The 24,642-nt window shown below is 71.4% G+C and carries 21 protein-coding genes and 2 pseudogenes; 6 read left to right on the top strand and 17 right to left on the bottom strand.

All coding sequences use genetic code 11. The features are described from left to right. Nucleotides 1-26 precede the first annotated feature (26 nt). From E5082_RS05525 to hrcA, 8 genes are all read right to left on the bottom strand, one after another. Entirely contained in the window at nucleotides 27-932 is a 906-nt protein-coding gene (locus E5082_RS05525; protein ID WP_135790161.1) for a ribonuclease Z, read from the bottom strand. A gap of 5 nt (nucleotides 933-937) precedes the next feature. After that, entirely contained in the window at nucleotides 938-1,291 is a 354-nt protein-coding gene (locus E5082_RS05520; protein ID WP_135790160.1) for a histidine triad nucleotide-binding protein, read from the bottom strand. 121 nt (nucleotides 1,292-1,412) lie between these two features. After that, a complete protein-coding gene (locus E5082_RS05515; RefSeq protein ID WP_135790159.1) occupies nucleotides 1,413-4,628 on the bottom strand; it encodes a S41 family peptidase in 3,216 nt (1,071 codons plus the stop codon). A gap of 50 nt (nucleotides 4,629-4,678) precedes the next feature. After that, nucleotides 4,679-5,206, bottom strand: a complete 528-nt coding sequence (locus tag E5082_RS05510) for a hypothetical protein (RefSeq protein WP_135790158.1) — start codon at nucleotides 5,204-5,206, stop codon at nucleotides 4,679-4,681. Between the two features lie 78 nt (nucleotides 5,207-5,284). Beyond that, nucleotides 5,285-6,031, bottom strand: a complete 747-nt coding sequence (locus E5082_RS05505; RefSeq protein WP_135790157.1) for a 16S rRNA (uracil(1498)-N(3))-methyltransferase — start codon at nucleotides 6,029-6,031, stop codon at nucleotides 5,285-5,287. Further along, a complete protein-coding gene (locus tag E5082_RS05500; RefSeq protein ID WP_135790156.1) occupies nucleotides 6,028-7,128 on the bottom strand; it encodes a nitronate monooxygenase in 1,101 nt (366 codons plus the stop codon). Before E5082_RS05500 ends, E5082_RS05505 begins: the two co-directional genes overlap by 4 nt. A 76-nt stretch (nucleotides 7,129-7,204) precedes the next feature. Then, a complete protein-coding gene (dnaJ, locus tag E5082_RS05495; protein ID WP_030814887.1) occupies nucleotides 7,205-8,344 on the bottom strand; it encodes a molecular chaperone DnaJ in 1,140 nt (379 codons plus the stop codon). Next, nucleotides 8,345-9,361: a heat-inducible transcriptional repressor HrcA gene (gene hrcA / locus E5082_RS05490; RefSeq protein ID WP_086695084.1), complete on the bottom strand. Its 1,017-nt coding sequence runs from the start codon at nucleotides 9,359-9,361 to the stop codon at nucleotides 8,345-8,347. Nucleotides 9,362-9,519: 158 nt separating this feature from the next. Between hrcA and E5082_RS05485 the strand changes: the two genes are divergently transcribed. Both E5082_RS05485 and E5082_RS05480 read left to right on the top strand, forming a co-directional pair. Continuing rightward, on the top strand, nucleotides 9,520-10,242 hold the full coding sequence (locus E5082_RS05485; protein ID WP_135790155.1) for an MBL fold metallo-hydrolase: 723 nt from the start codon (nucleotides 9,520-9,522) through the stop codon (nucleotides 10,240-10,242). Between the two features lie 34 nt (nucleotides 10,243-10,276). Next, nucleotides 10,277-11,140 (top strand): DUF3097 domain-containing protein, encoded by an 864-nt coding sequence (locus tag E5082_RS05480; protein WP_229918685.1) that lies wholly within the window; start codon nucleotides 10,277-10,279, stop codon nucleotides 11,138-11,140. Between the two features lie 9 nt (nucleotides 11,141-11,149). Here the strand turns inward: E5082_RS05480 and hemW are convergent, their stop codons facing one another. From hemW to lepA, 4 genes are all read right to left on the bottom strand, one after another. Next, nucleotides 11,150-12,382 carry a radical SAM family heme chaperone HemW gene (hemW, locus tag E5082_RS05475; protein WP_135790154.1) on the bottom strand — a complete coding sequence of 411 codons (1,233 nt, stop codon included), beginning with the start codon at nucleotides 12,380-12,382 and terminating at the stop codon, nucleotides 11,150-11,152. A gap of 59 nt (nucleotides 12,383-12,441) precedes the next feature. After that, on the bottom strand, nucleotides 12,442-14,307 hold the full coding sequence (locus E5082_RS05470) for a SpoIIE family protein phosphatase (RefSeq protein WP_135790690.1): 1,866 nt from the start codon (nucleotides 14,305-14,307) through the stop codon (nucleotides 12,442-12,444). Nucleotides 14,308-14,477: 170 nt separating this feature from the next. Beyond that, nucleotides 14,478-16,352, bottom strand: coding sequence for an AMP-dependent synthetase/ligase (locus E5082_RS05465; RefSeq protein WP_135790153.1), 1,875 nt, complete (start codon nucleotides 16,350-16,352; stop codon nucleotides 14,478-14,480). A 293-nt stretch (nucleotides 16,353-16,645) separates the two neighbouring features. Continuing rightward, a complete protein-coding gene (gene lepA, locus E5082_RS05460; RefSeq protein ID WP_135790152.1) occupies nucleotides 16,646-18,523 on the bottom strand; it encodes a translation elongation factor 4 in 1,878 nt (625 codons plus the stop codon). Nucleotides 18,524-18,751: 228 nt separating this feature from the next. On the opposite strand from lepA, the gene rpsT reads away from it, so the two are divergent. Next, nucleotides 18,752-19,018, top strand: a complete 267-nt coding sequence (gene rpsT, locus E5082_RS05455) for a 30S ribosomal protein S20 (protein ID WP_030814907.1) — start codon at nucleotides 18,752-18,754, stop codon at nucleotides 19,016-19,018. 183 nt (nucleotides 19,019-19,201) lie between these two features. On the opposite strand, the gene holA is transcribed toward rpsT, so the two are convergent. The 3 genes and pseudogenes from holA to E5082_RS05440 form a co-directional block, all read right to left on the bottom strand. Continuing rightward, nucleotides 19,202-20,191: a DNA polymerase III subunit delta gene (holA, locus tag E5082_RS05450; protein ID WP_190045188.1), complete on the bottom strand. Its 990-nt coding sequence runs from the start codon at nucleotides 20,189-20,191 to the stop codon at nucleotides 19,202-19,204. 209 nt (nucleotides 20,192-20,400) lie between these two features. Then, nucleotides 20,401-20,645 (bottom strand): annotated as a pseudogene (locus E5082_RS05445) (hypothetical protein). A 447-nt stretch (nucleotides 20,646-21,092) separates the two neighbouring features. Continuing rightward, on the bottom strand, nucleotides 21,093-21,578 hold the full coding sequence (locus E5082_RS05440; protein ID WP_135790150.1) for a hypothetical protein: 486 nt from the start codon (nucleotides 21,576-21,578) through the stop codon (nucleotides 21,093-21,095). A gap of 714 nt (nucleotides 21,579-22,292) precedes the next feature. On the opposite strand from E5082_RS05440, the gene E5082_RS33650 reads away from it, so the two are divergent. The 3 genes from E5082_RS33650 to E5082_RS05430 all read left to right on the top strand — a co-directional run bounded on the left by E5082_RS33650 (nucleotide 22,293) and on the right by E5082_RS05430 (nucleotide 23,889). Then, nucleotides 22,293-22,565 carry a pentapeptide repeat-containing protein gene (locus E5082_RS33650; protein ID WP_350880994.1) on the top strand — a complete coding sequence of 91 codons (273 nt, stop codon included), beginning with the start codon at nucleotides 22,293-22,295 and terminating at the stop codon, nucleotides 22,563-22,565. Between the two features lie 407 nt (nucleotides 22,566-22,972). Further along, nucleotides 22,973-23,422 (top strand): hypothetical protein, encoded by a 450-nt coding sequence (locus tag E5082_RS05435; RefSeq protein ID WP_135790149.1) that lies wholly within the window; start codon nucleotides 22,973-22,975, stop codon nucleotides 23,420-23,422. Between the two features lie 62 nt (nucleotides 23,423-23,484). After that, entirely contained in the window at nucleotides 23,485-23,889 is a 405-nt protein-coding gene (locus E5082_RS05430; protein ID WP_135790148.1) for a hypothetical protein, read from the top strand. Nucleotides 23,890-24,014: 125 nt separating this feature from the next. Here the strand turns inward: E5082_RS05430 and E5082_RS05425 are convergent, their stop codons facing one another. Next, on the bottom strand, nucleotides 24,015-24,233 hold the full coding sequence (locus E5082_RS05425; protein ID WP_135790147.1) for a hypothetical protein: 219 nt from the start codon (nucleotides 24,231-24,233) through the stop codon (nucleotides 24,015-24,017). 275 nt (nucleotides 24,234-24,508) lie between these two features. Beyond that, nucleotides 24,509-24,642: pseudogene (locus E5082_RS05420) on the bottom strand (GntR family transcriptional regulator); the annotation flags it as partial.

The following is a 24,642-nucleotide window of genomic DNA, read 5'->3' as shown; positions in this document are numbered from 1 at the left end:
AGCATCGTACGCCCGCCTCCGAACGCTCAGCCGCGCTTGGGGAGCGGCACCCGGTCCAGGTCGCGGGCCACGGTCAGCTCGCCCTCGAACCCGGCCGCGCGGGCCTGCCGCTCGAACTCGGCGGGGTCGGAGTAGCGCTGGCTGAAGTGGGTGAGGACGAGGTGCCGCACTCCGGCGTCCCGCGCCACGGTCGCCGCCTGGCCGGCCGTCAGGTGGCCGTGCTCCTCGGCGAGGCCCGCGTCCTCGTCCAGGAACGTGGACTCGATGACGAGCAGGTCGCAGCCGTCGGCGAGGGCGTGCACGCCGGGGCAGAGCCGGGTGTCCATGACGAACGCGAACCGCTGTCCGCGCCGTGTCTCGCTGACCTCCTCCAGCGCGACCCCGCCGAGGGAACCCTCTCGCTGGATACGGCCGACGTCGGGGCCGGAGATGCCGTGCGCGGCGAGGCGGTCGGGCAGCATGCGGAGCCGGTCCGGCTCGATCAGCCGGTAGCCGTAGGACTCCACCGGGTGGGAGAGGCCGTACGCCTCCAGCGTGTAGGAGGGGGTGGTGGCGACGGGGCCGTCGGTGTCGACCGGTGCCTCGGTGAGGTCGACCGTCTCCCGGTAGGCCGTGGCGTACCGGAGGCGCTCGAAGAAGCGCCGGCCGGAGCGCGGGTAGTGCGCGGTGACCGGGTGCGGCACCCGGTCCAGGTTGATCCGCTGGATCACCCCGGCCAGGCCCAGGCTGTGGTCGCCGTGGAAATGGGTGACGCAGATCCGGTTCAGGTCGTGCGCGGCGACCCCGGCGCGCAGCATCTGGCGCTGGGTGCCCTCGCCGGGGTCGAAGAGGATGCCCTCGCCGTCCCAGCGCAGCAGGTAGCCGTTGTGGTTGCGGTGCCGGGTCGGGACCTGGCTGGCGGTGCCGAGGACGACCAACTCGCGTACGGACATGGGGGTTATCCGGGGGGCCAGTTCAGGCCGCGGCCGCCGAGGACATGGGCGTGGGCGTGCCAGACGGTCTGTCCCGCGCCGGTGCCGGTGTTGAAGACGGTGCGGTAGCTCTCCAGGGACTCGCCCTCGGCGACTCCGCGGGTCTCCGCGAGGACGTCGGCGGCCAGCTGCGGTGCTTCGGCGGCGAGTTCCGCGGCGTTCTTGTAGTGGGCCTTGGGGATCACCAGGATGTGGGTGGGGGCCTGGGGGTTTATGTCCCGAAAGGCGAGGGTGGTGTCGGTCTCCCGGACCACGTCCGCGGGGATCTTGCCCGCGATGATGTTGCAGAAGAGGCAGTCCTCTTGAGGTTCGCCTGCCATTTCGCCGCGCTCGCTTTCGCCGGTGATCTTTGCCTTCGGCATCCTAGTCGTTCGGGTTCGCGTGCGCGGGGGTTGCTCGCGCCCCGGCGGCGGAGCCGCCGATCGACACGGCCCCGCATCCTTAAGAGGTCGGCAGAGTGGGCGGGGTTCTTGCTGGCTGCCTCTCCAGTGCTTCCAGGGCCAGCCTTATCGCTTCGTTCAGTTGGGGGTCCTCGTCCGCTGCCCAGTCCTGGGGGCGCACCGGGATCTCCACGTCCGGGTCCACCCCGTGGTTCTCCACGTCCCAGCCCGCGCCCTGAAGCCAGAAGGCGTACTTGGGCTGGGTGACGATCGTGCCGTCCACCAGGGTGTAGCGGCTGTCGATGCCGATCACTCCGCCCCAGGTGCGGGTGCCGACGACCGGACCGATGCCGAGGGCTCGGATCGCGGCGTTGACTATGTCGCCGTCGGAGCCGGAGAACTCGTCGGCCACGGCCACCACGGGGCCCCGGGGGGCGTCCTGCGGGTAGCTTTCGGGGCGCATGCCCCGGGGGAGGTCCCAGCCGACGACGCGACGGGCGAGCTTTTCGACGATGAGCTGGGAGGTGTTGCCGCCGCGGTTCTCGCGGACGTCGACGACCAGGCCCTCGCGGGTGACCTCGACGCGCAGGTCGCGGTGGATCTGGGCCCAGCCGGGGGCCTGCATGTCGGGGACGTGGAGGTAGCCGAGGCGGCCGCCGGAGCGTTCATGGACGTGGGCGCGGCGGCCGGCGACCCAGGCGTGGTAGCGCAGCGGCTCCTCGTCGGCGAGCGGGACGACGACCACGTGCCGTGGCTCGCCGCCGCCCGCCGGGGCGATGGTCAGCTCGACGGGCTTCTGGGCCGTGCCGAGCAACAGCGAGCCGGGGCCGGTGACCGGGTCGACCCGGTGGCCGCCGACGGCGAGGAGGGTGTCGCCGGGGCGCACTGCGACACCGGGCGCGGCGAGCGGGGAACGGGCCTCGGGGTCGGAGGTCTCCGAGGGCAGCACCCGGTCGACGCGCCAACTGCCGTCCTCGTGACGGGAGATGTCGGCGCCGAGCAGCCCCTGGCGGGCGCCGTCGCCCCAGCCGCCGTGGGGGATGACGTAGGCGTGGGAGGCGCCGAGTTCGCCGTGCACCTCCCAGAGGAGGTCCACGAGGTCGTCGTGGGTGGCGACCCGTTCGAGGACGGGACGGTAGCGGTCCAGGACGCCGTCCCAGTCGACGCCGCCCATGTCGGGGCGCCAGAAGTTGTCCCGCATGAGCCGGCCCGTCTCGTCGTACATCTGCCGCCATTCGGCGACCGGATCGACGGTGTGCCGGACGCGGCCGAGGTCGACGGTGACGCGGGCGTCGCCGTCCTCGTCGTCGGGGGCGCGGCGGTCGGCGGGAACGACGCGGAGCCCGCCGTCGCTCCACAGCAGGACGCGGCTGCCGTCGCCGCTGACCTCGAACTCGTCGGCGTCGGCGGCCAGGTGCTCCAGCCGGTGCTGGGCGAGGTCGTAACGCTCCAGCTCGGTCTTGGGGTCGGGGGCGTCCGGGGTGGCGCGGGAGGCGCCGAGGACACCGCGCACCGGGTGGCGCAGCCAGAGCACCCCGTCCTTCGCGGCGCGCAGGTTGCCGTACCGAGCGGCCTCGACGGGGAAGGGCACGATGCGGTCGGCGAGCCCGTCGAGGTCGACGCGGGTGACGGGGGTGCCCTCGGCGCCGGGGGTCTCGTCCCGGTCGGGGGTGCCGAAGGCGCGGCCGTGGCGCTGCGGGCCGAAAGGGGACGGTGCCGTGGCCGCGAGGGTGATGAGGTGCGGGCGGGCGCCCGACACGAAGGCCAGGTCGAAGACATGGGTGTCGAAGACGGGGTCGAAGGCGCGGTTGGAGAGGAAGGCGAGGTGGCGCCCGTCGAGGGTGAAGACCGGCTCGTAGTCGGCGAAGCGCAGCGGGGTGGCCTCGGTGACGGTGAGGTCGGTGGTGGCGGCGAGCCGGATCTGGGAGAGCGGGCGCGGGCCAGGGTGGGCCCAGGCGAGCCAGCCGGAGTCGGGTGAGAAGGCCAGGCCGTGCGGGTCGCCGTGCTCGCTGCGGTCGACCTCGCGGATCTCACCGGTCTCCCGCTCGACCAGCAGCAGCCTGCCGTCGTGGGAGGCGACGGCGGCGCGGGTGCCGTCCGGGGACATGGCCAGTTCGAGGACGCGGCCGAGCTGTCCGGCGCCGAGGCGGCGCGGGGCGGTGCCGGGGGCGAGGCCGGTGGCGGGGGCGAACTCCAGCGCGTCGTCGCCCTCGGCATCGGTCACCCACACCACCCACTCCTCACCGCCCGCGCGGAAGGTGCGCGGCAGCCGGGCCCGTACACCGGGCTCCGCCGCGAGGGCGCGGGCCGGTCCGTCGCGGTGGGTGACCCAGTGGACGGTGCCGCGCACGGCGACCGCGCTGCCGCGCCCGGTGTGGTCGGGGGTGGCGGAGTCCAGCCAGCGGGCGGCGTCCAGGACGAAGGGCTGGAGGCCGGTACGGGGGCCGCCGAGCCGGATCTCGGGACGGCGGGGTTCGGCGCCGTCGAGGTCGTCCAGCACCCAGAGCTGCCCGGCGCTGACGTAGACGACACGGGTGCCGTCGCTCGCGGCGTGCCGGGCGTAGAAGCCGCCGAGCGGGGTGTGGCGGCGCAGGTCGGAGCCGTCGGCGAGGGAGGAGTACAGGGCGCCGGTGCCCTCGTGGTCGGAGAGGAAGGCGAGGCGGTCGCCGACCCATGAGGGGTACTCGAGGTTGCCGTCCAGTTCCTCGTGCAGCCGGACGAAGTCGCCGTCGCCGTCGCGGTCGATCCACAGCTTGCCCGCGGTGCCGCCCCGGTAGCGCTTCCAGGCGGAGGCGTCCCGGTTCATCGTGGCGGACAGCAGCACGGTGTGCGGGCCGTGGGCGACGGCGCCGACGGGGCCGTACGGGAGGGTGGCGGCCGGGCCGCCGTCGAGCGGGACGGTACGGGCCCAGCTGTGGCGGGTGCTGTGCCGCCCGGCGGCGCTGACCGCCAGCACCTCGCCGTCCGGTGTCCAGTCGCGGACCTGGGTGCGGGCGTTGCCCCAGTGGGTCAGGCGGCGGGAGGGCCCGCCGTCCACGGGGGCGGTGTGCACCTCGGGGGCGCCGTCGCGGCGGGAGGTCCAGGCGAGCGTGGTGCCGTCGGGCGAGATACGGGGGTGGTTCACGGGGACGCCGTCGGCGCTGACCCGCCAGGCCCGGCCGCCGTCCAGCGGGGCGACCCAGACGTCGTCCTCGGCGGTGAAGGTGACCAAGTCGCCCCGCGCATGCGGGAATCGGAGGTACGAGGCGGCGTTTTCCGTGGCAGCACCCTGAGTCACGCGATCACCCTACGCGCGAACGTCCGCATCCGGACCCGGAATTGATCGGTCTATTTGCCCTGGACCGGCCGGCACGAGGGGTCGTTCTCGCACCACAGGGTGCGGGTGACGGTGACGGTCACCGTGGGCCGGGGCTGGCCGGGCGGCCGGTAGGTGGCGGGCGGGGTGTAGACCGGGGCGGCATCGCAGTTGCCGAGCCCGCTCACCCGGAAGACCTGGCGTCCGCCGACCTTGGCGACGAGATTGCCGCGCACACAGGCCCCGCTCACCGCGCGGGTCACCCTGCCGGTGACGGTGATGTCCCGCCCGTCCTTGGTCTTCCCCTGGCAGTCGACGGTGACGACCGTGGATTCGCTCGGCGACCCACCGGCCGACGACCCGCCGTCCTGCCGCCCGGTGCAGGTCAGCCAGCTCACGTCCACATCACGCTTCTTCAGCGCGTCGGTCGCGGTCGAGTCGGTGGTGTACGCGACCGAGGCCGCCCCCAGTTCTCCCGGCTGACACGCCGTCACCGTACCGACGACGAGCGCCACGAGCCCACCGGCGGCCAGTATCCGAATCCCACTCGAAGCCCCCATACACCCCAGCGTCCCACCGACACCCCCACGGCGGAAGGCCGCATACGGCCAGTCACCCGAACGTGCGGCGCGGGGCCGTCAGGACCAGCGGCCGGTGCGGCCCAGCAGGAGGGCGGTCGCGGCGGTGCCCGCGGTGGAGGTGCGCAGGACGGAGGGGCCGAGGACGCAGGCGCGGGCGCCGGCCTCCTCGAAGAGCGCCAACTCGTCGCGGGAGACGCCCCCTTCGGGCCCGACGACGAGCACGATCTCGCCCTCGGCCGGGAGTTCGGCGGTGGCCAGCGGGACCGACTCGTGGTCGAAGTCGGAGTGCAGCACGGCGGCGAAGTCGGCCTGCGCGAGCAGCGCGGCGACCTGCTTGGTGGAGGCGGCCTCCGCGACCTCGGGGAAGCGGACCCGGCGCGACTGCTTGCCGGCCTCGCGGGCGGTGGAGCGCCACTTGCCCAGCGCCTTCAGCCCGCGCTCGCCCTTCCACTGGGTGATGCAGCGCGACGCCTGCCAGGGCACGATGCGGTCGACGCCGGTCTCGGTCATGGTCTCCACGGCGAGTTCGCCCCGGTCGCCCTTGGGCAGCGCCTGCACGACGGTGACGCGCGGCCGGGGCTCGGGCTCCTCGTGCACCTCGGGGAGGTCGACGATCAGCCGGTCCTTGCCCTCGGTGCCGGTGACCCGGCAGACCGCGTAGCGTCCGGCGCCGTCGGTGAGGACGACCTCCTCGCCGGGCTCCAGCCGCTTCACCGAGACGGCGTGCCGCCCCTCGGGTCCGTCGAGCACGTACCGGGTGCCGTCCGTGCGGAAGTGGTCGACGACGAAGACGGGCGCGGTCATCGCGCGTCCCCTCCCTGGGCTCGGACGGGTCGGTACTGCCGCCCCGACTCACCCCGTACGAGGTTGAGTTCGGCGGCGAGGGTGCGGACGAGTTCGGCCGCGGGCAGCGGCCGGGCCAGCCGGTGGCCCTGGCCCGCCCAGAGCGACATGCCCTGGGCGTCCCCGGCGGCGGTGGCGGCCCCCCGCAGCGGCGTGGTCAGGTGGTGCACGTCGGGGTAGGCGGCGGGCGCGTACGGCCCGTGCTCGCGCAGGAAGCGGTTGGTCAGGGCGCGCGCCGGGCGCCCTGAGAAGGCGCGGGTCAGCTCGGTGCGCGGGAACACCGGGTCGGTCAGCGCCCGCTTGTAGATCTCGGGGGCGCCGGACTCGGGGGTGGCGAGGAAGGCGGTGCCGAGCTGGGCGGCGGTGGCTCCGGCGGCGAGGGCGGCGGCGATCTGGGCGCCGCGCATGATGCCTCCGGCGGCGACGACCGGGATCTCCACGGCCTGCGCGGTCTGGGTGACCAGGGACAGCAGGCCCAGCCCGGTGCCGTCGTTCTCGGCGAGGTCGCGGTGGGTGCCCTGGTGGCCGCCCGCCTCGATGCCCTGCGCGATCACCGCGTCCGCCCCGGCCCGCTCGACCGCGCGGGCCTCCTCGACGGTAGTGGCGGTGACCAGGGTGACGGTCCCGGCCCGGCGCAGCGCGGTCAGTACCTCCGGGTCGGGCACGCCGAAGTGGAAGGAGACGGCGGCGACGGGGTCGTCCAGCAGCACGGCGAGCTTGGCGTCGTAGCCGTCGTCACGGCCGCCGTCGGGGTCGCCGGGCTCGGTCTCGTACCAGGCGGCCTCACCGGCCAGTTGCTGCGCGTACAGCTCGACGGCACCGGGCTCGGCGTGGGCGGGCTGGGGCAGGAAGAGGTTGACGCCGAAGGGGCGGCTGGTCAGCCCGCGCAGCCGTTTGATCTCGCGGTACATGCCGTCCGCGGTCTTGTAGCCGGCGGCGAGGAAGCCGAGCCCTCCGGCCTCGGAGACGGCGGCGGCCAGTTCCGGCACGGCGACACCGCCCGCCATGGGGGCCTGCACGATCGGATGCACGACGAGATCGGCCAGTGCGGAGGACATGCCCGCATGGTGTCATGTCCGCCTGACAAGTCCGAATCCGGCCCGGGCGTGGGGGCGCGCCGGGCGCCCCCCGCCGTCAGCGTCCGTTGAACGCGTCCTTCAGCCGGGAGAACAGCCCCTGCTGGCCGGGCTGGAACTGCCCGGTGGGCCGCTCCTCGCCGCGCAGCTTGGACAGCTCCCGCAGCACCCGCTCCTGCTCGGCGTCGAGCTTGGTCGGGGTGGTGACCTCGACGTGCACGATCAGGTCGCCCCGGCCGCCGCCGCGCAGATGCGTGACGCCCCGGTTGTGCAGCGGGATCGACTGGCCGGACTGGGTGCCGGGCCGGATGTCGACCTCCTCCATGCCGTCCAGCGTCTCCAGCGGCACCTTGGTGCCGAGGGCCGCGGCCGTCATCGGGATGGTGACCGTGCAGTGCAGGTCGTCGCCGCGCCGCTGGAAGGTGGAGTGCGGCAGCTCGTGGATCTCGACGTAGAGGTCGCCGGCGGGGCCGCCGCCGGGGCCGACCTCGCCCTCGCCCGCGAGCTGGATGCGGGTGCCGTTGTCGACACCGGCGGGGATCTTCACGGTCAGGGTGCGCCGGGAGCGGACCCGGCCGTCGCCCGCGCACTCGGGGCACGGGGTCGGGACCACGGTGCCGAAGCCCTGGCACTGCGGGCAGGGGCGGGAGGTCATGACCTGGCCCAGGAAGGACCGGGTGACCTGGGAGACCTCGCCGCGGCCGCGGCACATGTCACAGGTCTGCGCGGAGGTGCCGGGGGCCGCGCCCTCGCCGCTGCAGGTGTTGCAGACGACCGCGGTGTCGACCTGGATGTCCTTGGTCGTGCCGAAGGCCGCCTCGTCCAGCTCGACCTCGATCCGGATCATCGCGTCCTGGCCGCGCCGGGTGCGGGAGCGCGGGCCGCGCTGCGACGCCGTACCGAAGAACGCGTCCATGATGTCGGAGAAGTTGCCGAAGCCGCCCGCCCCGAAGCCGCCCGCGCCACCGGCGCCGCCGGCCTGCGAGAGGGGGTCGCCGCCGAGGTCGTAGACCTGCTTCTTCTGCGGGTCCGACAGCACCTCGTAGGCGGCGTTGATCTCCTTGAACCGCTCCTGGGTCTTCGGATCGGGATTGACGTCCGGATGCAGCTCGCGCGCGAGCCTGCGGAACGCCTTCTTGATCTCATCCTGCGACGCGTCGCGGCGCACGCCGAGAACGGCGTAGTAATCCGTGGCCACTTACGACTCCGCCAGGATCTGTCCGACGTACCGTGCCACTGCGCGTACCGCTCCCATCGTTCCCGGATAGTCCATGCGGGTCGGTCCGACCACGCCGAGCTTGGCAACCGCCTCGCCGCCCGAACCGTAGCCGACCGACACCACGGACGTGGAGTTGAGTCCCTCGTGGGCGTTCTCGTGCCCGATACGCACGGTCACGCCCGGATCTTTGGCTTCGCCGAGGAGTTTGAGGAGCACGACCTGCTCCTCCAGTGCCTCCAGCACGGGCCGGATCACCAGGGGGAAGTCATGTCCGAAACGGGTGAGATTGGCGGTGCCGCCGATCATCAGCCGTTCCTCGTTCTCCTCGACCAGTGTCTCCAGCAGAGTGGAGAGCACTGTGGAGACCGTACCGCGATCCTCCGCCTCGAAGGCATCGGGGAGGTCCTCGACCAGTCGCGGTACGTCGCTGAACCGGCGCCCGGCCACCTTGCTGTTGAGCCGCGCGCGCAGATCCGCGAGCGGTCCCTCGCCGAACGGGGCGGGGCAGTCGACCATCCGCTGCTCCACCCGGCCGGTGTCGGTGATCAGCACGAGCATCACGCGGGCGGGCGCGAGTGAGAGCAGTTCCACATGCCGCACGGTGGACCGGGTCAGCGAGGGGTACTGCACCACGGCGACCTGCCGGGTGAGCTGCGCGAGCAGCCGGACGGTGCGGGCCACCACGTCGTCCAGGTCGACCGCGCCCTCCAGGAAGTTCTGGATCGCGCGCCGCTCGGGGGCCGTCATCGGCTTCACACCGGCGAGCTTGTCGACGAAGAGCCGGTAGCCCTTGTCGGTGGGGATGCGCCCGGCGCTGGTGTGCGGCTGGGCGATGAAGCCCTCCTCCTCCAGCGCGGCCATGTCGTTGCGCACGGTGGCCGGGGAGACGCCGAGGCTGTGCCGCTCGGTGAGGGCCTTGGAGCCGACGGGCTCCTCGGTGCCGACGTAGTCCTGCACGATGGCGCGCAGTACCTGCAGCCTGCGTTCGCTCAACATGCGCACCTCCGTCACGTCGCCTCATGGCCCTTACGGTGTCCCGCCTGGCACTCTGCGCGTGCGAGTGCCAGACATCCCCGGCCAGTGTACGGCCGCGGGGTGCTCACCGGGCAAGGTCGGTGCCGTCCGCCCGGCTTGTCCCCCGCTAGCGTGCGGGCATGACCGTGACTTGGGAAGACCTCGGGTGGGAGCGCTTGGCGGAAGGGGTGGGCCGGTGCCGCCTGCCGGGCTGGGACTGCACGGTGGGGCTGGTCGTGGGCGCGGGCACGGCACTGGTGGTGGACGCGGGGTCGGGCCTCGCGGAGGGAGCCGCGCTGCGGGCGGCGGTACGGCGGCTGGCCGGGCGGGATGTGACCCATCTCGCGCTGACCCACCCCCACTTCGATCACGTCCTGGGCGCCCCCGCCTTCGCCGGGGCGGAGGTCTACGGCGCGGTCGGCCTCGACGTGGTGTTCCGCCACGAGCTGGAGGCGCTGCGGCGGGACGCGGTCGAGCACGGGGTCCCGGCCGGGGAGGCGGAGGCCGCCGTACGCGCCCTGGTGCCGCCCGCGCACGCCGTCTCCGGCGAGTGGACGCTCGACCTCGGCGGCGGCCGTCAGGTGCTGCTGGCCAACGTCGGGCCGGGGCACACCGCCCACGACCTCGCGGTGCTGGTGCCCGGCTCCCCCGAGGTCGTCTTCTGCGGCGACCTGGTGGAGGAGTCCGGCGAGCCGCAGGCGGGCCCGGACGCGGTGCCGTCCCGCTGGCCGGACGCGCTGGACCGGCTGCTGGACCTCGGCGGCGAGGACGCGCTGTACGTACCCGGTCACGGAGCGGCGGTCGACGCGGCCTTCGTACGACGCCAACGCGACGCCCTGGCAGCGCGTTTCGGCGTGTCCTGAGCACCGGCCCGCGACTTCTCCTATCGTCTGCTGAATGCGCCCACCCGTCTCCCGCCACCGCCCTTCCAACGGGGGCCCTCCGGGCCCGCACCCCCGTTTTTACTCCCCCGACCTGACCGCTCCCTGGAAGAAGCCGCAGCCGGTGCCCGAGGTGGCGGCGGAAGCGGGACTGGTGGTGGAGGAGCCCGGTACCGGGTTCTGCGGGGCGGTGATCCGCTGCGAGGCGGGCACGGTGACGCTGGAGGACCGCTTCGGCAAGCACCGGGTGTTCCCGCTGGAGCCGCGCGGCTTCCTGCTGGAGGGCCGCCCGGTCACCCTGGTCCGCCCGGCCGCCGCCGCCCCGGTGAAGCCCGCCCGCACCGCCTCCGGCTCGGTCGCCGTCCCCGGCGCCCGCGCCCGCGTGGCCCGCGCGGGACGGATCTACGTCGAGGGCAGGCACGACGCCGAGCTGGTGGAGAAGGTCTGGGGCGACGACCTGCGCATCGAGGGCGTCGTCGTGGAGTACCTGGAGGGCGTGGACGACCTGCCCGCCATCGTGGCCGAATTCGCACCCGGCTCCGACGCCCGCCTCGGCGTCCTGGTGGACCATCTGCTGCCCGGCACCAAGGAGTGGCGCATCGCCCAGTCGGTGACCAGCGACCACGCCCTGGTGGTCGGCCACCCGTACATCGACATCTGGGAGGCCGTGAAGCCGTCGGCCCTCGGCATCCCGGCCTGGCCCCGCGTCCCCCGCGGGCAGGACTGGAAGAAGGGCGTCTGCAAGGCGCTGGGGTGGCCGGAAAACACCGGTGCGGTGTGGCAGGCGATCCTGGCGAAGGTGACGTCCTACCGGGACCTGGAGCCGGAACTCCTCGGCCGGGTCGAGGAGTTGATCGACTTCGTCACCGCCGAGGCGTAGCCGCCCGGCTCAGTCCACCAGGTCCCGCACCACCGCGTCGGCCAGCAGGCGGCCGCGCAGGGTGAGGGTGGCGCGGCCCTCCGCGTAGGGCGCGGGGTTCAGGAGGCCGCCGGTGAGGGCGCGGCCGGCGGCGGCGAGGCCGGCCGGCTTCAGGAGGCTCAGGGGGACGCCGTCGCGCAGGCGGAGTTCCAGGAGGATGCGTTCGACCCGGCGGTCCTCGTCGGTGAGGAGTTCGCGGCCCGCGCCGGGGGTGCGGCCCGCGGCGAGGGCGGCGGCGTAGGCGCCGGGGTGCTTGACGTTCCACCAGCGCACCCCGCCGACGTGGCTGTGGGCGCCGGGGCCCGCCCCCCACCAGTCGGCGCCGCGCCAGTACAGCTCGTTGTGCAGGCAGCGGGCCGCATCGGAGGTGGCCCAGTTGGAGACCTCGTACCAGTGCAGGCCCGCCGCGGTGAGCAGCTCCTCGGCGATGAGGTACCGGTCGGCGTGCACGTCGTCGTCGGTCATCGGGACCTCGCCGCGCCGGATGCGCCGGGCGAGCTGGGTGCCCTCCTCGACGATCAGGGCGTAGGCGCTGATGTGGTCGGGGCCCGCGCCGAGCGCCGCCTCCAGGGAGGCGCGCCAGTCGTCGTCGGACTCGCCGGGGGTGCCGTAGATCAGGTCGAGGTTGACGTGCTCGAACCCGGCCGCGCGGGCTTCGGCCACGCATGCCTCGGGGCGGCCGGGGGTGTGGGTGCGGTCCAGGATCTGGAGCACGTGCGGCTTCGCGCTCTGCATGCCGAAGGAGAGCCGGTTGAAGCCGCCCTCGCGCAGGGTGGCCAGGTAGGCCGGGTCGACGGAGTCCGGGTTGGCCTCGGTGGTGATCTCGGCGTCGGGCGCCAGGCCGAACTCGTCCCGGATCGCGCCCAGCATCCGTACCAGGTCCCCGGCGGCCAGCAGGGTGGGTGTGCCGCCGCCGACGAAGACCGTACGGACCTCGCGGGGGTCGTCGCCGAGCACCTTGCGGGCGAGCCGGATCTCCTCCACGACGGTGTCGGCGTAGTTGTCCCGCGAGGCGAGCACGCCGCCCGTGCCGCGCAGCTCGGTGGCGGTGTAGGTGTTGAAGTCGCAGTAGCCGCAGCGGGTGGCGCAGTACGGGACGTGCAGATAGAACCCGAGGGGCCGCTCGGCGGCGCCGGCGAGCGCGGCGGCGGGCAGCGCGCCGTCGTCGGGGACGGACTCGCCGTCGGGGAGTGCGGAAGGCATGTCCTCCATTGTCCCGCACCGCGCGCGGGACCCGGTTCACCTCGCTTCGCTGCCCGCCTTCACTGTGCCTGGAGCACCAGCAGGGCGAGGTCGTCCTCGGGCGCGTCCTCACCGAAGCCGTGCACGAGGTCGCGGATGCGGTCCGCGATGTGCTCGGCGCTCAGGCCGGTGCAGCCGGAGAGGGCGCGGGCGAGGCCGTCGCCGTCGTCGAACTGGTCGGTGCCGGAGCGTCGCTCGGTGACGCCGTCGGTGACGCACAGCAGGCTGTCGCCGGGGTGCAGCTCGATCGTCTCGCTGGTGTAGGTCTCGTCCTCGACGACACCGAGCAGGGTCTGCGGGCGGGCGGCGGTGCTGACCCGGCCGTCGGGGCGCAGCACCAGGGGCAGCGGGTGCCCGGCGGAGGCGAGGGTGCAGCGGACACCGCCGTCGACGGGGGTCAGCTCGCCGTACAGCAGGGACAGGAACCGGGTCTGGGGGCCGTCGCCGGGGGCGAAGGGTCCGCCTCCGGCGGCGATCAGGGCGCGGGCGGCGGCGTCGGCTGCCTCGGTGGCGTCGTCCAGGAGGAGCTGGTTGAGGCGGTCGAGGACGTCCGCGACGCCGTACCCCTCGCGCGCGAGCAGCCGCAGCCAGGGGCGGGCGAGGCCGATGACGACGGCGGCCTCGGGACCCTTGCCCTGGACGTCGCCGACGGCGAAGCACCAGCGGCCGTGCCCGGCCGGGAAGAGGTCGTAGAAGTCGCCGCTGGGGCCGCCCTGGTCACGGGGCTCGTAGACCAGCGCGCTGGTCATGCCGGGGATCTCGGCGACCGCGCCGGGCAGCAGGCCGCGCTGGAGGACGGCGCTGATGGTGGCCTGGCGGGCGTACTGGCGGGCGGCGCCGATCGCCAGGGCGACCCGGCGGCCGAGGTCCTCGACCAGGCCGGTGACCTCGTCGGGGAAGCCGAGGAGTCCGCAGCGGCCGATGAGGAGGGTGCCCAGCGGGCGGCCGCCGGCGACCAGCCGGTAGGCGAGGGCGGTGCCGTGGGTGCCCTCGGGGCCGAGCGCGCTGCCGGGCCATGGGTAGGGCTCGGGGCCGGAGCGCACGGTGTGGCGGGAGCGCGGGGGCTCCTTCTCCAGAGCCCGCTGGAGGTCTTCGGTGCGGGCCTCGCTGGTGTGCCAGACGCGGGCGGGGCCGTCGCCGCCGCCGCGTACGGTCGCCTCGTCCTCCAGCCAGATCGCGCACCAGTCCGCGAGGCGGGGCACGATCAGCTGGCCGGTGAGGGCGGCGACCAGGTTCTCGTCGAGCTGTCCGGCGAGCAGGTCGGAGGCTTCGGCGAGGAAGGACAGCGCGCCCCGGCCGAGCCAGTCCCGGTCGCCCGCGGCGCGCTGCGGCTGCGGGGCGAGGGCCTCGGCGGCGACCAGGGCGGGGGCGGGCGCGGGGCCGTCGGCCTCCTCGGCGCCGCCGGGCGGCAGCCGGGCCCAGACGGTCTTGCGGCCGGTGCGGTAGGTGACGCCCCAGGACTCGGCGAGCGTGGCGACCAGCCGCAGCCCACGCCCGTGCTCGGGCGTCTCGTACGGGGTCTCGTCGGCGGGGTCGCGCGGGGCGCGGGCGGGGTGCTGGTCGTGGACCTCCACGACGAAGGCGCCGCTCTCCTCCAGCCGCCAGTCGACCTCCACCTCGGTGCCGGCGTGGACGACGGCGTTGGTGACGAGTTCGCTGACGACCGCGGTGGCGTCCTCCGCGAGCCGGGCGGCGCCGTCGGGGCCGGTGAGGCCGAGGCCGGCCCACTCGGCGAAGGCGGCGCGGACGAGCGCGCGGGCCGAGCCGGGGGCGGCGGGGCTGCCGGGGAGGGTGGCCCGGCCCTCGGCGAGCGGACGCGTGCCGAAGAGCGCCGGCGCCTCGTCCGCTCCGGCGCCGCCCGCCCGCTGCGCGGGTATGGCCGCCATGTCCATGCGGCCAGGGTGACAGACAGGCGGGACGCATAAGCACCGAGTCACCGAAGTGAACGCTCGTGACGGCGAACTGTGCTACCGCCCGGCCAGAACACGCTCAATTCCAGTCATGGCCGAAAGAGAACCCACCGGGGCGGCCGAAAAACCACCCCGGCGGGTGCTGCTCACGCCTCGCGGGCCCCGTTGTACATCTCGTCGATCAGGCCCTTGTACTCCCGCTCGACCACCGGCCGCTTCAGCTTCAGGCTCGGCGTGATCTCGCCGTGCTCCACGTCGAGGTCGCGCGGCAGCAGCCGGAACTTCTTGATGGTCTGCCAGCGCTGCAGCCCCTCGTTGAGCTGCTTCACGAACCCGTCGACCAGCTCGACGGTCTGCGGCGCGGCCACCACCTCGGCGTACGACTTGCCCTCCAGGCCGTTCTCGGCGGCCCACTGGAGGATCGCGGCCTCGTCGAGCGCGATGAGGGCGGTGCAGTAGTTCCGGTCGGCGCCGTGCACCAGGATGTTGGAGACGTAGGGGCAGACCGCCTTGAACTGGCCCTCGACCTCGGCGGGCGCCACGTACTTGCCGCCCGAGGTCTTGATGAGGTCCTTCTTGCGGTCGGTGATGCGCAGGTAGCCGTCGGCGGACAGTTCGCCGATGTCGCCGGTGTGGAACCAGCCGTCGGACTCCAGCACCTCGGCGGTCTTCTCGGGCTGCTGGTGGTAGCCCTCCATGACGCCGGGGCCGCGCAGCAGGATCTCGCCGTCGTCCGCGATGCGCACCTCGCAGCCGGGCAGCGGCTTGCCGACCGTGCCGGTGCGGTAGGCCTCGCCGGGGTTCACGAAGGAGGCGGCGGAGGTCTCGGTGAGGCCGTACCCCTCCAGGATGTGGATGCCGGCGCCGGCGAAGAAGTAGCCGATCTCGGGGGCGAGGGCGGAGGCGCCGGAGACACAGGCGCGCAGTCTGCCGCCGAACGCCTCGCGCAGCTTGCCGTAGACCAGGGCGTCGGCGGCCTTGTGCTTGGCGGCCAGCGCGAACGGCACGGAGGCGGTGCCGGTGCGGCGGAAGCTGTCCTGGGACGCCTTGGCGTACTCGCGGGCGACCTCGGCGGCCCACTGGAAGATCTTGTACTTGGCCGCGCCGCCCTCGCGGGCCTTGGCGGCGACGCCGTTGTAGACCTTCTCGAAGATGCGCGGCACGGCGGCCATGTAGGTCGGCCGGACCACGGGCAGGTTCTCGATGATCTTGTCCACCCGGCCGTCGACCGCGGTGACGTGGCCGACCTCGATCTGGCCGGAGGTGAGCACCTTGCCGAAGACGTGGGCGAGCGGCAGCCAGAGGTACTGCACGTCGTCGGCGGAGACCAGGTCGGTCGAGCCGATGGCCCGCGCCATGTAGGCCCAGTTGTCGTGCGGCAGCCGCACGCCCTTGGGGCGACCGGTGGTGCCGGAGGTGTAGATGAGGGTGGCGAGCTGCTCACGGGTGATCGCGCCGACCCGCTCCTTGATCAGCTCCGGGTGCTGCTCCAGGTAGGCGGTGCCGCGCTTCTCCAGCTCGGCGAGGGTGATCACCCAGTCGCCCGTCTCGGCGCCCACCGGGTCGATCACGACGACCTTGGTCAGCGCGGGCAGCTCGGCCCGCCGCTCCAGCGCCTTGGCGACCTGCGCGGCGTCCTCCGCGATCAGCACCCGGCTCTCGGAGTCGGACAGGATGAACGACGACTCGTCGGCGTTGGTCTGCGGGTAGACGGTGGTGGTGGCACCGCCCGCGCACATGATGCCGAGGTCGGCCAGAATCCACTCGACGCGGGTCGAGGAGGCGAGCGCCACCCGCTGCTCGGACTCGATCCCCAGCTCGATCAGGCCGGCCGCGATCGCGTACACCCGCTCCGCCGCCTGGCCCCAGGTCAGCGACCGCCACTCGTCGGGGCCCTGGCCGGAGGCCGCCGGTACCGGGTACCGGTACGCCTCGGCGTCCGGTGTGGCCGCCACGCGCTCCAGGAAGAGGGCCGCCACGGACGGCGGACGGTTCTCGATCAGGGTCTGTGTGTCGCTCACGACATCCTCCGGGGCCCGCGACGGTGCGGCTGACTCGGTGCGGCTGGGTGGACTCACGCTGGTTCGAAGCTGTGGTTCGAAGCTGTTGTTTAACCCGCGAGTAACTAGCGAGCAGGGATCAGGGTAAGGGGCGACCGGCCACCGCGTAAGAGGCCACGGCCTGTCACTTCGCACCGGAACCCCATCGAGATCCGCGCCCGGACGGCCCCCCGCACGCGCGGGGGCCCGCCGTACGTGTGTACGGCGGGCCCCACTTTGCCCGTTTCGCTCCGACAACTCGGCGCGGTCGCGGGCTACTTCTTGCCCTTGCCCGAGCTGCCGGCGCCGTCGTCGCTGGAGAGCACCGCGATGAACGCCTCCTGGGGAACCTCCACGGAACCCACCATCTTCATCCGCTTCTTGCCCTCCTTCTGCTTCTCCAGCAGCTTCCGCTTACGGGAGATGTCACCGCCGTAGCACTTGGCGAGGACGTCCTTGCGGATGGCGCGGATGGTCTCGCGGGCGATGACCCGCGAACCGATGGCGGCCTGGATCGGCACCTCGAACGCCTGCCGCGGGATCAGCTCGCGCAGCTTGGCGACGAGCCGGACCCCGTAGGCGTACGCCTGGTCCTTATGGGTGACCGCCGAGAAGGCGTCCACCTTGTCGCCGTGCAGCAGGATGTCGACCTTGACCAGGGAGCTGCTCTGCTCGCCCGTGGGCTCGTAGTCCAGGGAGGCGTAGCCACGGGTCTTGGACTTGAGCTGGTCGAAGAAGTCGAACACGATCTCCGCGAGCGGCAGCGTGTAGCGGATCTCGACCCGGTCCTCGGAGAGGTAGTCCATGCCGAGCAGGGTGCCGCGCCGGGTCTGGCACAGCTCCATGATCGAGCCGATGAACTCGGAGGGCGCGAGGATCGTGGCGCGCACGACCGGCTCGAACACGTCCCCGATCTTGCCCTCGGGGAACTCGCTCGGGTTGGTCACCGTGTGCTCGGTGCCGTCCTCCATGACCACGCGGTAGACCACGTTGGGCGCGGTGGCGATGAGGTCGAGGCCGAACTCGCGCTCCAGCCGCTCCCGGATCACGTCCAGGTGCAGCAGACCGAGGAAGCCGACGCGGAAACCGAAGCCGAGGGCGGCGGAGGTCTCCGGCTCGTAGACCAGGGCGGCGTCGTTGAGCTGGAGCTTGTCCAGCGCCTCGCGCAGCTCGGGGTAGTCGGAGCCGTCCAGCGGATACAGGCCCGAGAAGACCATCGGCTTCGGGTCCTTGTAGCCGCCGAGCGCCTCGGTGGCGCCCTTGGCCTGGCTGGTGACGGTGTCACCGACCTTGGACTGGCGGACGTCCTTCACACCGGTGATCAGGTAGCCGACCTCACCGACGCCGAGACCGTCGGCCGGGAGCATCTCCGGCGAGTTGACGCCGATCTCCAGCAGCTCGTGGGTGGCGCCGGTGGACATCATCCGGATGCGCTCACGCTTGTTGAGCTGGCCGTCGATGACACGGACGTACGTCACGACACCACGGTAGGAGTCGTAGACCGAGTCGAAGATCATCGCGCGGGCGGGGGCGTCCGGGTCACCGACCGGGGCCGGGATCTCCTTGACGACCTTGTTCAGCAGCGCGTCGACGCCGAGACCGGTCTTCGCCGAGACCTTCAGCACGTCGTCGGGGTCGCAGCCGACCAGGTTCGCCAGCTCCTCGGCGAACTTCTCCGGCTGCGCGGCCGGCAGGTCGATCTTGTTCAGCACCGGGATGATCTTGAGGTCGTTCTCCATCGCCAGGTACAGGTTGGCGAGGGTCTGCGCCTCGATGCCCTGGGCGGCGTCGACGAGGAGGACGGTCCCCTCGCAGGCGGCCAGCGACCGCGAGACCTCATAGGTGAAGTCGACGTGGCCCGGCGTGTCGATCATGTTGAGGATGTGCGTCGTGCCCTGGTCGGGGCCCTCGGTCGGGGCCCAGGGCAGACGCACCGCCTGGGACTTGATCGTGATGCCGCGCTCGCGCTCGATGTCCATCCTGTCGAGGTACTGAGCACGCATCTGCCGCTGCTCGACCACACCGGTCAGCTGGAGCATCCGGTCGGCGAGCGTGGACTTGCCGTGGTCGATGTGCGCGATGATGCAGAAGTTGCGGATCAGAGCCGGGGCGGTACGGCTCGGCTCGGGCACATTGTTAGGGGTCGCGGGCACGCAGGGTCCTGTCTCTTGAGGCGCCTTATGCCTCGGGTCGGATCGACACGTAGCTTCCATGGTCCCACGGGGAACGACCGGGGAGCGTTTTGGGCCGCCGTCGGGGCCGCTGGTACTGTAGAGCGCTGTGCCTCATGCCCTCTCAGCGCGAGGCGCGACAACAAATTTCTGGATCACCGGTACGGGACCTTTCGTGGGCCCGTACCTGAACCTGTAAAGGCTCCTTTCGTGGCGAACATCAAGTCCCAGATCAAGCGGATCAAGACCAACGAGAAGGCTCGGCTGCGCAACAAGGCCGTCAAGTCCTCCCTGAAGACCGCGATCCGCAAGGCCCGCGAGGCCGCTGCCGCGGGTGACGTCGAGAAGGCCACCGAGTACCAGCGCGCTGCCGCGCGTCAGCTCGACAAGGCCGTCTCGAAGGGCGTCATCCACAAGAACCAGGCCGCCAACAAGAAGTCGGCGCTCTCGGCCAAGGTCGCGGACCTCAAGGGCTGAACCTCTTTCTGATCTGACCGCCGGAGGGACTCACGAGCGGGCCCTCTCTAACCGCTCCCGTCCGGCATCCCGAAGCCACACGCGGCCTGCGTTCGCCACGCGGGTGTGGCTTCAGCATCTTGGTCCGAAGGCCCCGGTGCCCTCCCCTTCCCAGGGAGGCGCCGGGGCCTTCGGCATGTTCCGCTACGCCCGCCCCCGGGAGCGGGCCGCCCTGGCGATGGTCACGACCGCCTTCTCCAGCGCGTACTCGGGGTCGTCACTGCCGCCCTTCACGCCCGCGTCGGCCTCCGCGACCGCGCGCAGCGCCACCGACACCCCGTCCGGCGTCCAGCCCCGCATCTGCTGGCGGACCCGGTCGATCTTCCACGGCGGCATCCCCAGCTCACGGGCGAGGTCGGCCGGCCGGCCGCCGCGCGCCGAGGACAGCTTGCCGATGGCCCGCACGCCCTGGGCCAGCGCACTGGTGATCAGCACCGGTGCCACCCCGGTCGACAGCGACCAGCGCAGCGCCTCCAGCGCCTCCGCCGTACGCCCCTCCACCGCCCGGTCGGCGACGGTGAAGCTCGATGCCTCGGCGCGGCCGGTGTAGTACCGGCCGACCACGGCCTCGTCGATCGTGCCCTCGACGTCGGCCACGAGCTGGGCCACCGCGGAGGCCAGCTCCCGCAGGTCGCTGCCGATCGCGTCGACCAGCGTCTGGCACGCCTCGGGCGTCGCGGACCGCCCGAGCTCCCGGAACTCCCCCCGCACGAACGCCAGCCGGTCGGCCGGCTTGGTCATCTTCGGGCAGGCGACCTCGCGGGCGCCCGCTTTACGGGCCGCGTCCAGCAGCCCCTTGCCCTTCGCACCACCCGCGTGCAGCAGGACGAGCGTGATCTCCTCGGCGGGCGAGCCGAGGTACGCCTTGACGTCCTTGACCGTGTCGGCAGAGAGATCCTGTGCGTTGCGTACGACCACGACTTTGCGCTCGGCGAAGAGCGAGGGACTGGTCAGCTCGGCCAGGGTGCCGGGCTGCAACTGGTCCGGGGTGAGGTCGCGTACGTCCGTGTCGGCGTCGACGGCCCGGGCGGCGGCCACCACCTCCCGCACGGCACGGTCGAGCAGGAGGTCCTCCTGGCCCACGGCAAGGGTCACCGGGGCGAGAGGGTCGTCATTCGCAGTCTTTCTTGCCATCACTGACAGCATCCCACGCGGCACCGACAACCAAGCGGGGCGTGCACCCTGGCCGTTCCCGGAGCGGACCCCGAGGCGGGGGTCAGGGGCGCGGGGGGCGCGTGTGCGGGGTGCGGGCGCGGAGGCGCGGGGTGCGAGGGTGCGGCTGCGGAGGCGCGGGGTGCGGGCGCGGGGGCGTGGGGCGTGGGGCGGAGACGCGGGGTGCGGGCTTACGGCTCCTCCCGCCAGCCCTCCCACTCGGCAGCGAAGGCGTCCAGCTCGGTGGGGTCCAGCCGGGCCGCCTCGTCGCGCAGGAGGAGCAGCCACTGGGCGTCCTCCGCGTCGTCCTCGCCGGCCAGCGCGTCCCGGACGAGCCGGGCTCCTCGTGGACGCCGAACCGCGCCCCGAGCGCCTCGGCCGCCTCCTCGGCGGCGTCCCGGTCGGGGAGCACCAGCACATGTCTCACATCACTCACGCTGCCATTGTCCGGTACGGCGTGGGGGCAGCCGGACGCGTTGTCGTGACCGGGAACGGCTGAGCGCCGACTACCCCGATGAGCTGTTCCTGTGTCACCGCAGACCAGGGTCGCGCGCGGCAACCGGAGCCTTGCGGGCTTCGACCGTCCGGCGCTCACTCCCGCATCACCTTCATCCCCCCACGCGGTCCCCCGCCCCCGTAAGCGCGAGCGCGCCGTCCCGGTCCGTGCGCAGCACCGTGGCCCCGGTGGAGCGGAGGGCGGCCACGGTGGAAGGGGCGGGATGGCCGTACGGGTTTCCGAAGGCTCCCGACTAGCAGTTCTGGGAGCGGCCCACCATGGCAGCAAAACCGCAGGTCAGCGCGGCACGGAAGCCCTTGCGTTCCAGCAGCGCCATGCACATACCACAGCAGCTCCGGGGCCTCTCTGCCCTCCGCCTGTCCGTCCTCACTCTTGGGGTTCTTCGGGTAGGTCCAGCGCTGCCCGTAGCTCTCCTTCGGGCAGCTCCCGACCCTGTGGCCAACGGATCACCATGCGGCCATCCGACTCAATGCGGGGCACAAAAAGCCAGGGCTCATCCGCTTCGGGTTGGAAGTCCAGAACGCTGTTCCTTTCCCTGACTGTGCGCTCAAACCTTTTTGCGCCACGGACCTGATTTGCAGTCATGTCGGGGTCGCCCAAACGCCAGCGCAGGAAGCAGCATAGATCACGGTAGCGATTTAGGTTTACAAAGTCACCCCGGCCCGTTTCCGAAGTAGGCCAAGCGCGTTCAAGGATCCCTGTTACTTTTTGCCGGTAACGTCTGAGGCCCATTGCGACGAGACGAGCGTTTACGGCTTGCGGAGTAGCGCCGTACATATCGGCGATTCTGGCATCTGAATAGCCGGTTTCAGATAGCCTCTTCAATATCGAATTTTGGGGGAGCTTCGTCATCTCAGAGATCCTGTCAGGTTGGCATTGAGTGGTGACGCTGCAATATACATTGCCCCATCCTTGGGACTGTGAGGTCCCATGCCGACCGCTGGCCTTGAGCCGATGAATCCTGGCGACTGAACCGGCGGTTGCCGACAGCGAGGCGGACAGCGACCGGCCAACCCCGGATGACGTCCGTTCCGCTGTGTCCGCGCTGGCCGCTACTGGTGTCCGCGCGATCGGTGCAGCGCTGGCACGCCATTTCGGAGTGTCCGAACGAACCGGCCGCCGATACCTTGCAAGGGCCGTATGAGATGAGCCCCGTACTGGCCTGGCCGGTGCGGGGCTTTTCTGTATTCGACCCACCGTTGGCACCTAAAAATGGGAGGGTTCGCCAGCTGGGCCTCTTAGCTGTGCCGACCTGCCATTTTCCTGAAAAACATGCGGCACGCTGCAACCAGTCAGAGATCAGAGATTTAGTGTACTTAACTAACTTCTCTCGCACATTCACTTACATGTGAAAGGTTGCCGCTTCAAAAGAATTGGGCCATAAGACCCATACCCATTGATGCCGGGACGGAGTAACGTGACAGGCGTGACGCTTAGCCAGATCTTTGCTGATCCATGGCTGTCGGCTGACTTATTGCCAGCTCTCAGACAAAAAGCGGCATTTCGATTGAATTAAAGGGATCGTCATGAGTAGCATCCCGCGCCGACGCCTCCAACGGCTCCTCGGTGCATCCTGTCTGGCTGCAACGGTGGCGTTTTCAACAGGTGCCAGCATCGCTATTGCTGCTCCTCAAACTACGGCCCCAGCCTCCCGCATCGCGCAGGACGACAGCGGCGGCTCCGACCAAGGTGGATCTGACCAAGGTGGATCTGACCAAGGCGGATCTGACCAAGGCGGATCTGACCAGGGAGCGACCAGCAATCAGGGCAGCACTGGCCAAGGTGCGACCAGCAATCAGGGCGGCATTATTCCGTCGACCCCCGACCATTCCAACTTGAACCAAACCAGCCCCGACAAGAGCGGAGGTGTGCAAGCCGGGACCCAGAATCAGACCACCAATGGTCAATCCACTTCGCATGGTCAGGGGACCCAAAAGACCCCAAAGTCCAACAATTGCGCACAGCAGCAGGTTGGGAATACTGGCTATAACTTCGGATGTATTTACCATCCTGAGTCGCCACCCCAGAAGAAGGTGACAAATAACCCTGCGCCGACGATACAGCAGCCATCGTGGGGACCCAACTACAAGCATGCGAAGCAAATATGGTGCGGGGCCACAAAGGTCTTCGGTTGGCGTTGCACTTAGCATTGAGCAACCGGTGAGGCGAAGGCTTCGCGCAGGGACCAACCGGTTGGCGCCGCAGATTGACCTATACGGCGCTGAGAGGGCCTGAGATAATGCGTCATGAGCGGTTTCTCGGCGGCCACGCGCTTACCGCCGAAGGGATGCGCGCAACGCTGCCGTCAGTGCTCTGGCCGCCAAGTCGGGCGCAGGCTCATCGAGTCGTTCGCCGCGCAGTCCGCCACGTGGGCAACGTCGTTCACTGCGCTGGCCAACTTGCTGATCATTGCGGCGAGCTCGACGCGCGTCGTATCCGGGCGCTCCGTCATGGTCAGCGCGTCGGCGGCAGCGCGGAACCAATCCGCTGGTGAGTCGAGAAAGCCCCGCAGAACCAGAGACACCGTCACCCAACACCAGCGGCGCAGGCTGCGCGGCCTCGTCCAGCAGCACCCGGGCCATACGGCGGCGGAGCTGTCGGCGGCCGACCGGAGCATGTTCGCCCTCGTGCTGCGGGCCACGCGCAAGTGCTGCGAGATCCGGACCGACGGCGAGGGCCGCTACTGGGCCACCTGACCAGCCGGGACCTGCTCGCCGGCGACTTAACTAAATCAGACTGACGACGGCAGAATCTCAGCATGATCCTTGCTGCGGCCAAAGCCGCCACCAAAAGCCATTGGTGGGACGACTGGCTCAAGTTCGTACCCGGCTGGCTCGCCTTCGTCCTGACCATGGGCACTCTGATCCACAAGTGGTGGACCCGCCGCCAGCGACTCGCCGTCGGGCCCGACGTGGACGAGTTGCGGGAGCTGCTGGTCAGCTTCCGAGGTTGGTTCAGCAAGCCCCTGGACCTCCCCGTCACCCAGCATTGGCTGCTGAAACGAGGCCAGCACACCGATGCCCCACAGCAGCTTCGGGACCTCATGGCACGCCGGTCGGATAGAACGCTGATCGGTCACCTGGACGAAATAGCCGGTCACTGGGCCGAGTTCACGCACTTCGGCGTACCGGATCAGGGGATTACTCGGCCCGGCCCGAGGTGATCGCCGAGTGGGAAGCGACCAAGGACCTGTTGGACGAGCAGCGACGTTGCGCGGAAGCAGGTCTCGCGGCCGTCGAGTCGGCCCTCGCCCGCCTCAACAAGCTGGAGCGCCGCCCACGGCCATAGCTAGCGGTCCGGCGCCTCGTGCTTCTCGACGTCCGGCTCGTTGTCGAGCCAGTGCTGGCACACCGTCCAGTGGATGCGATCGCTGCCGTCGTTCTTCAGGTACACGTCGGCGACGAGTTCCCGGGTGCACCACTTCTTGCCGTGTGCGCTGCACAGGGTGTCATCGCGCTGGGGCTGCGGCGTCTCCCACCGCTCGATCTCGACGATGTCGGACTTCATGGCCGTGCAGCGTAGTCAGCCGTTGTCCGGGACAGCCGGCCAACCTGTCCCGGACAGGGAGCCGTTGTCCCGCTGTCCTGTCTGCTGCTGTCCCGTTGGCCCCGAGGCGGGTGTCAGCCCGGCCTGTCACCCCGGCGCAGCCGGGCTGTCAGCCGGTTGTCAGTGGGGCGCCTGGGGCGTTCAGAGAGTGTCAGTCACCTGTCAGTCAGCCGCCGAAACGGCCTCCCACGTAGGACTCTCCTGGCGATCACGCGGCTGACAGTCGGACTGACGTGTCAGCCCTCGTCGGCCGGGGGTACCGGGTCCGCGACGAAGGTGCCCCGGCCGTGCACCGTCACGATGAGACCGCGCTCCCGGAGCACCTGAGCCGCACGCCGGACAGTGAGGTAGGCGACGCCGTACTCCTGGG

This window comes from Streptomyces griseoluteus (genome assembly GCF_004784465.1).
Taxonomy (GTDB): Bacteria; Actinomycetota; Actinomycetes; order Streptomycetales; family Streptomycetaceae; genus Streptomyces; species Streptomyces griseoluteus.
This window is presented reverse-complemented; position numbering and strand designations above follow the sequence as displayed.

Bases quoted from the DNA above. Each gene is read 5' to 3' on its own strand.
- E5082_RS05485 (WP_135790155.1), top strand. From the start codon at position 9,520: ATGACCGTGACTTGGGAAGACCTCGGGTGGGAGCGCTTGGCGGAAGGG.
- E5082_RS05435 (WP_135790149.1), top strand. From the start codon at position 22,973: ATGAGCGGTTTCTCGGCGGCCACGCGCTTACCGCCGAAGGGATGCGCG.
- E5082_RS05440 (WP_135790150.1), bottom strand. From the start codon at position 21,578: ATGACGAAGCTCCCCCAAAATTCGATATTGAAGAGGCTATCTGAAACC.
- E5082_RS05510 (WP_135790158.1), bottom strand. From the start codon at position 5,206: ATGGGGGCTTCGAGTGGGATTCGGATACTGGCCGCCGGTGGGCTCGTG.
- E5082_RS05500 (WP_135790156.1), bottom strand. From the start codon at position 7,128: ATGTCCTCCGCACTGGCCGATCTCGTCGTGCATCCGATCGTGCAGGCC.
- hrcA (WP_086695084.1), bottom strand. From the start codon at position 9,361: ATGTTGAGCGAACGCAGGCTGCAGGTACTGCGCGCCATCGTGCAGGAC.
- hemW (WP_135790154.1), bottom strand. From the start codon at position 12,382: ATGCCTTCCGCACTCCCCGACGGCGAGTCCGTCCCCGACGACGGCGCG.
- E5082_RS05525 (WP_135790161.1), bottom strand. From the start codon at position 932: ATGTCCGTACGCGAGTTGGTCGTCCTCGGCACCGCCAGCCAGGTCCCG.
- E5082_RS05520 (WP_135790160.1), bottom strand. From the start codon at position 1,291: ATGGCAGGCGAACCTCAAGAGGACTGCCTCTTCTGCAACATCATCGCG.
- E5082_RS05470 (WP_135790690.1), bottom strand. From the start codon at position 14,307: ATGGCGGCCATACCCGCGCAGCGGGCGGGCGGCGCCGGAGCGGACGAG.
- E5082_RS05505 (WP_135790157.1), bottom strand. From the start codon at position 6,031: ATGACCGCGCCCGTCTTCGTCGTCGACCACTTCCGCACGGACGGCACC.
- E5082_RS05480 (WP_229918685.1), top strand. From the start codon at position 10,277: ATGCGCCCACCCGTCTCCCGCCACCGCCCTTCCAACGGGGGCCCTCCG.
- E5082_RS05430 (WP_135790148.1), top strand. From the start codon at position 23,485: ATGATCCTTGCTGCGGCCAAAGCCGCCACCAAAAGCCATTGGTGGGAC.
- E5082_RS05425 (WP_135790147.1), bottom strand. From the start codon at position 24,233: ATGAAGTCCGACATCGTCGAGATCGAGCGGTGGGAGACGCCGCAGCCC.
- holA (WP_190045188.1), bottom strand. From the start codon at position 20,191: ATGGCAAGAAAGACTGCGAATGACGACCCTCTCGCCCCGGTGACCCTT.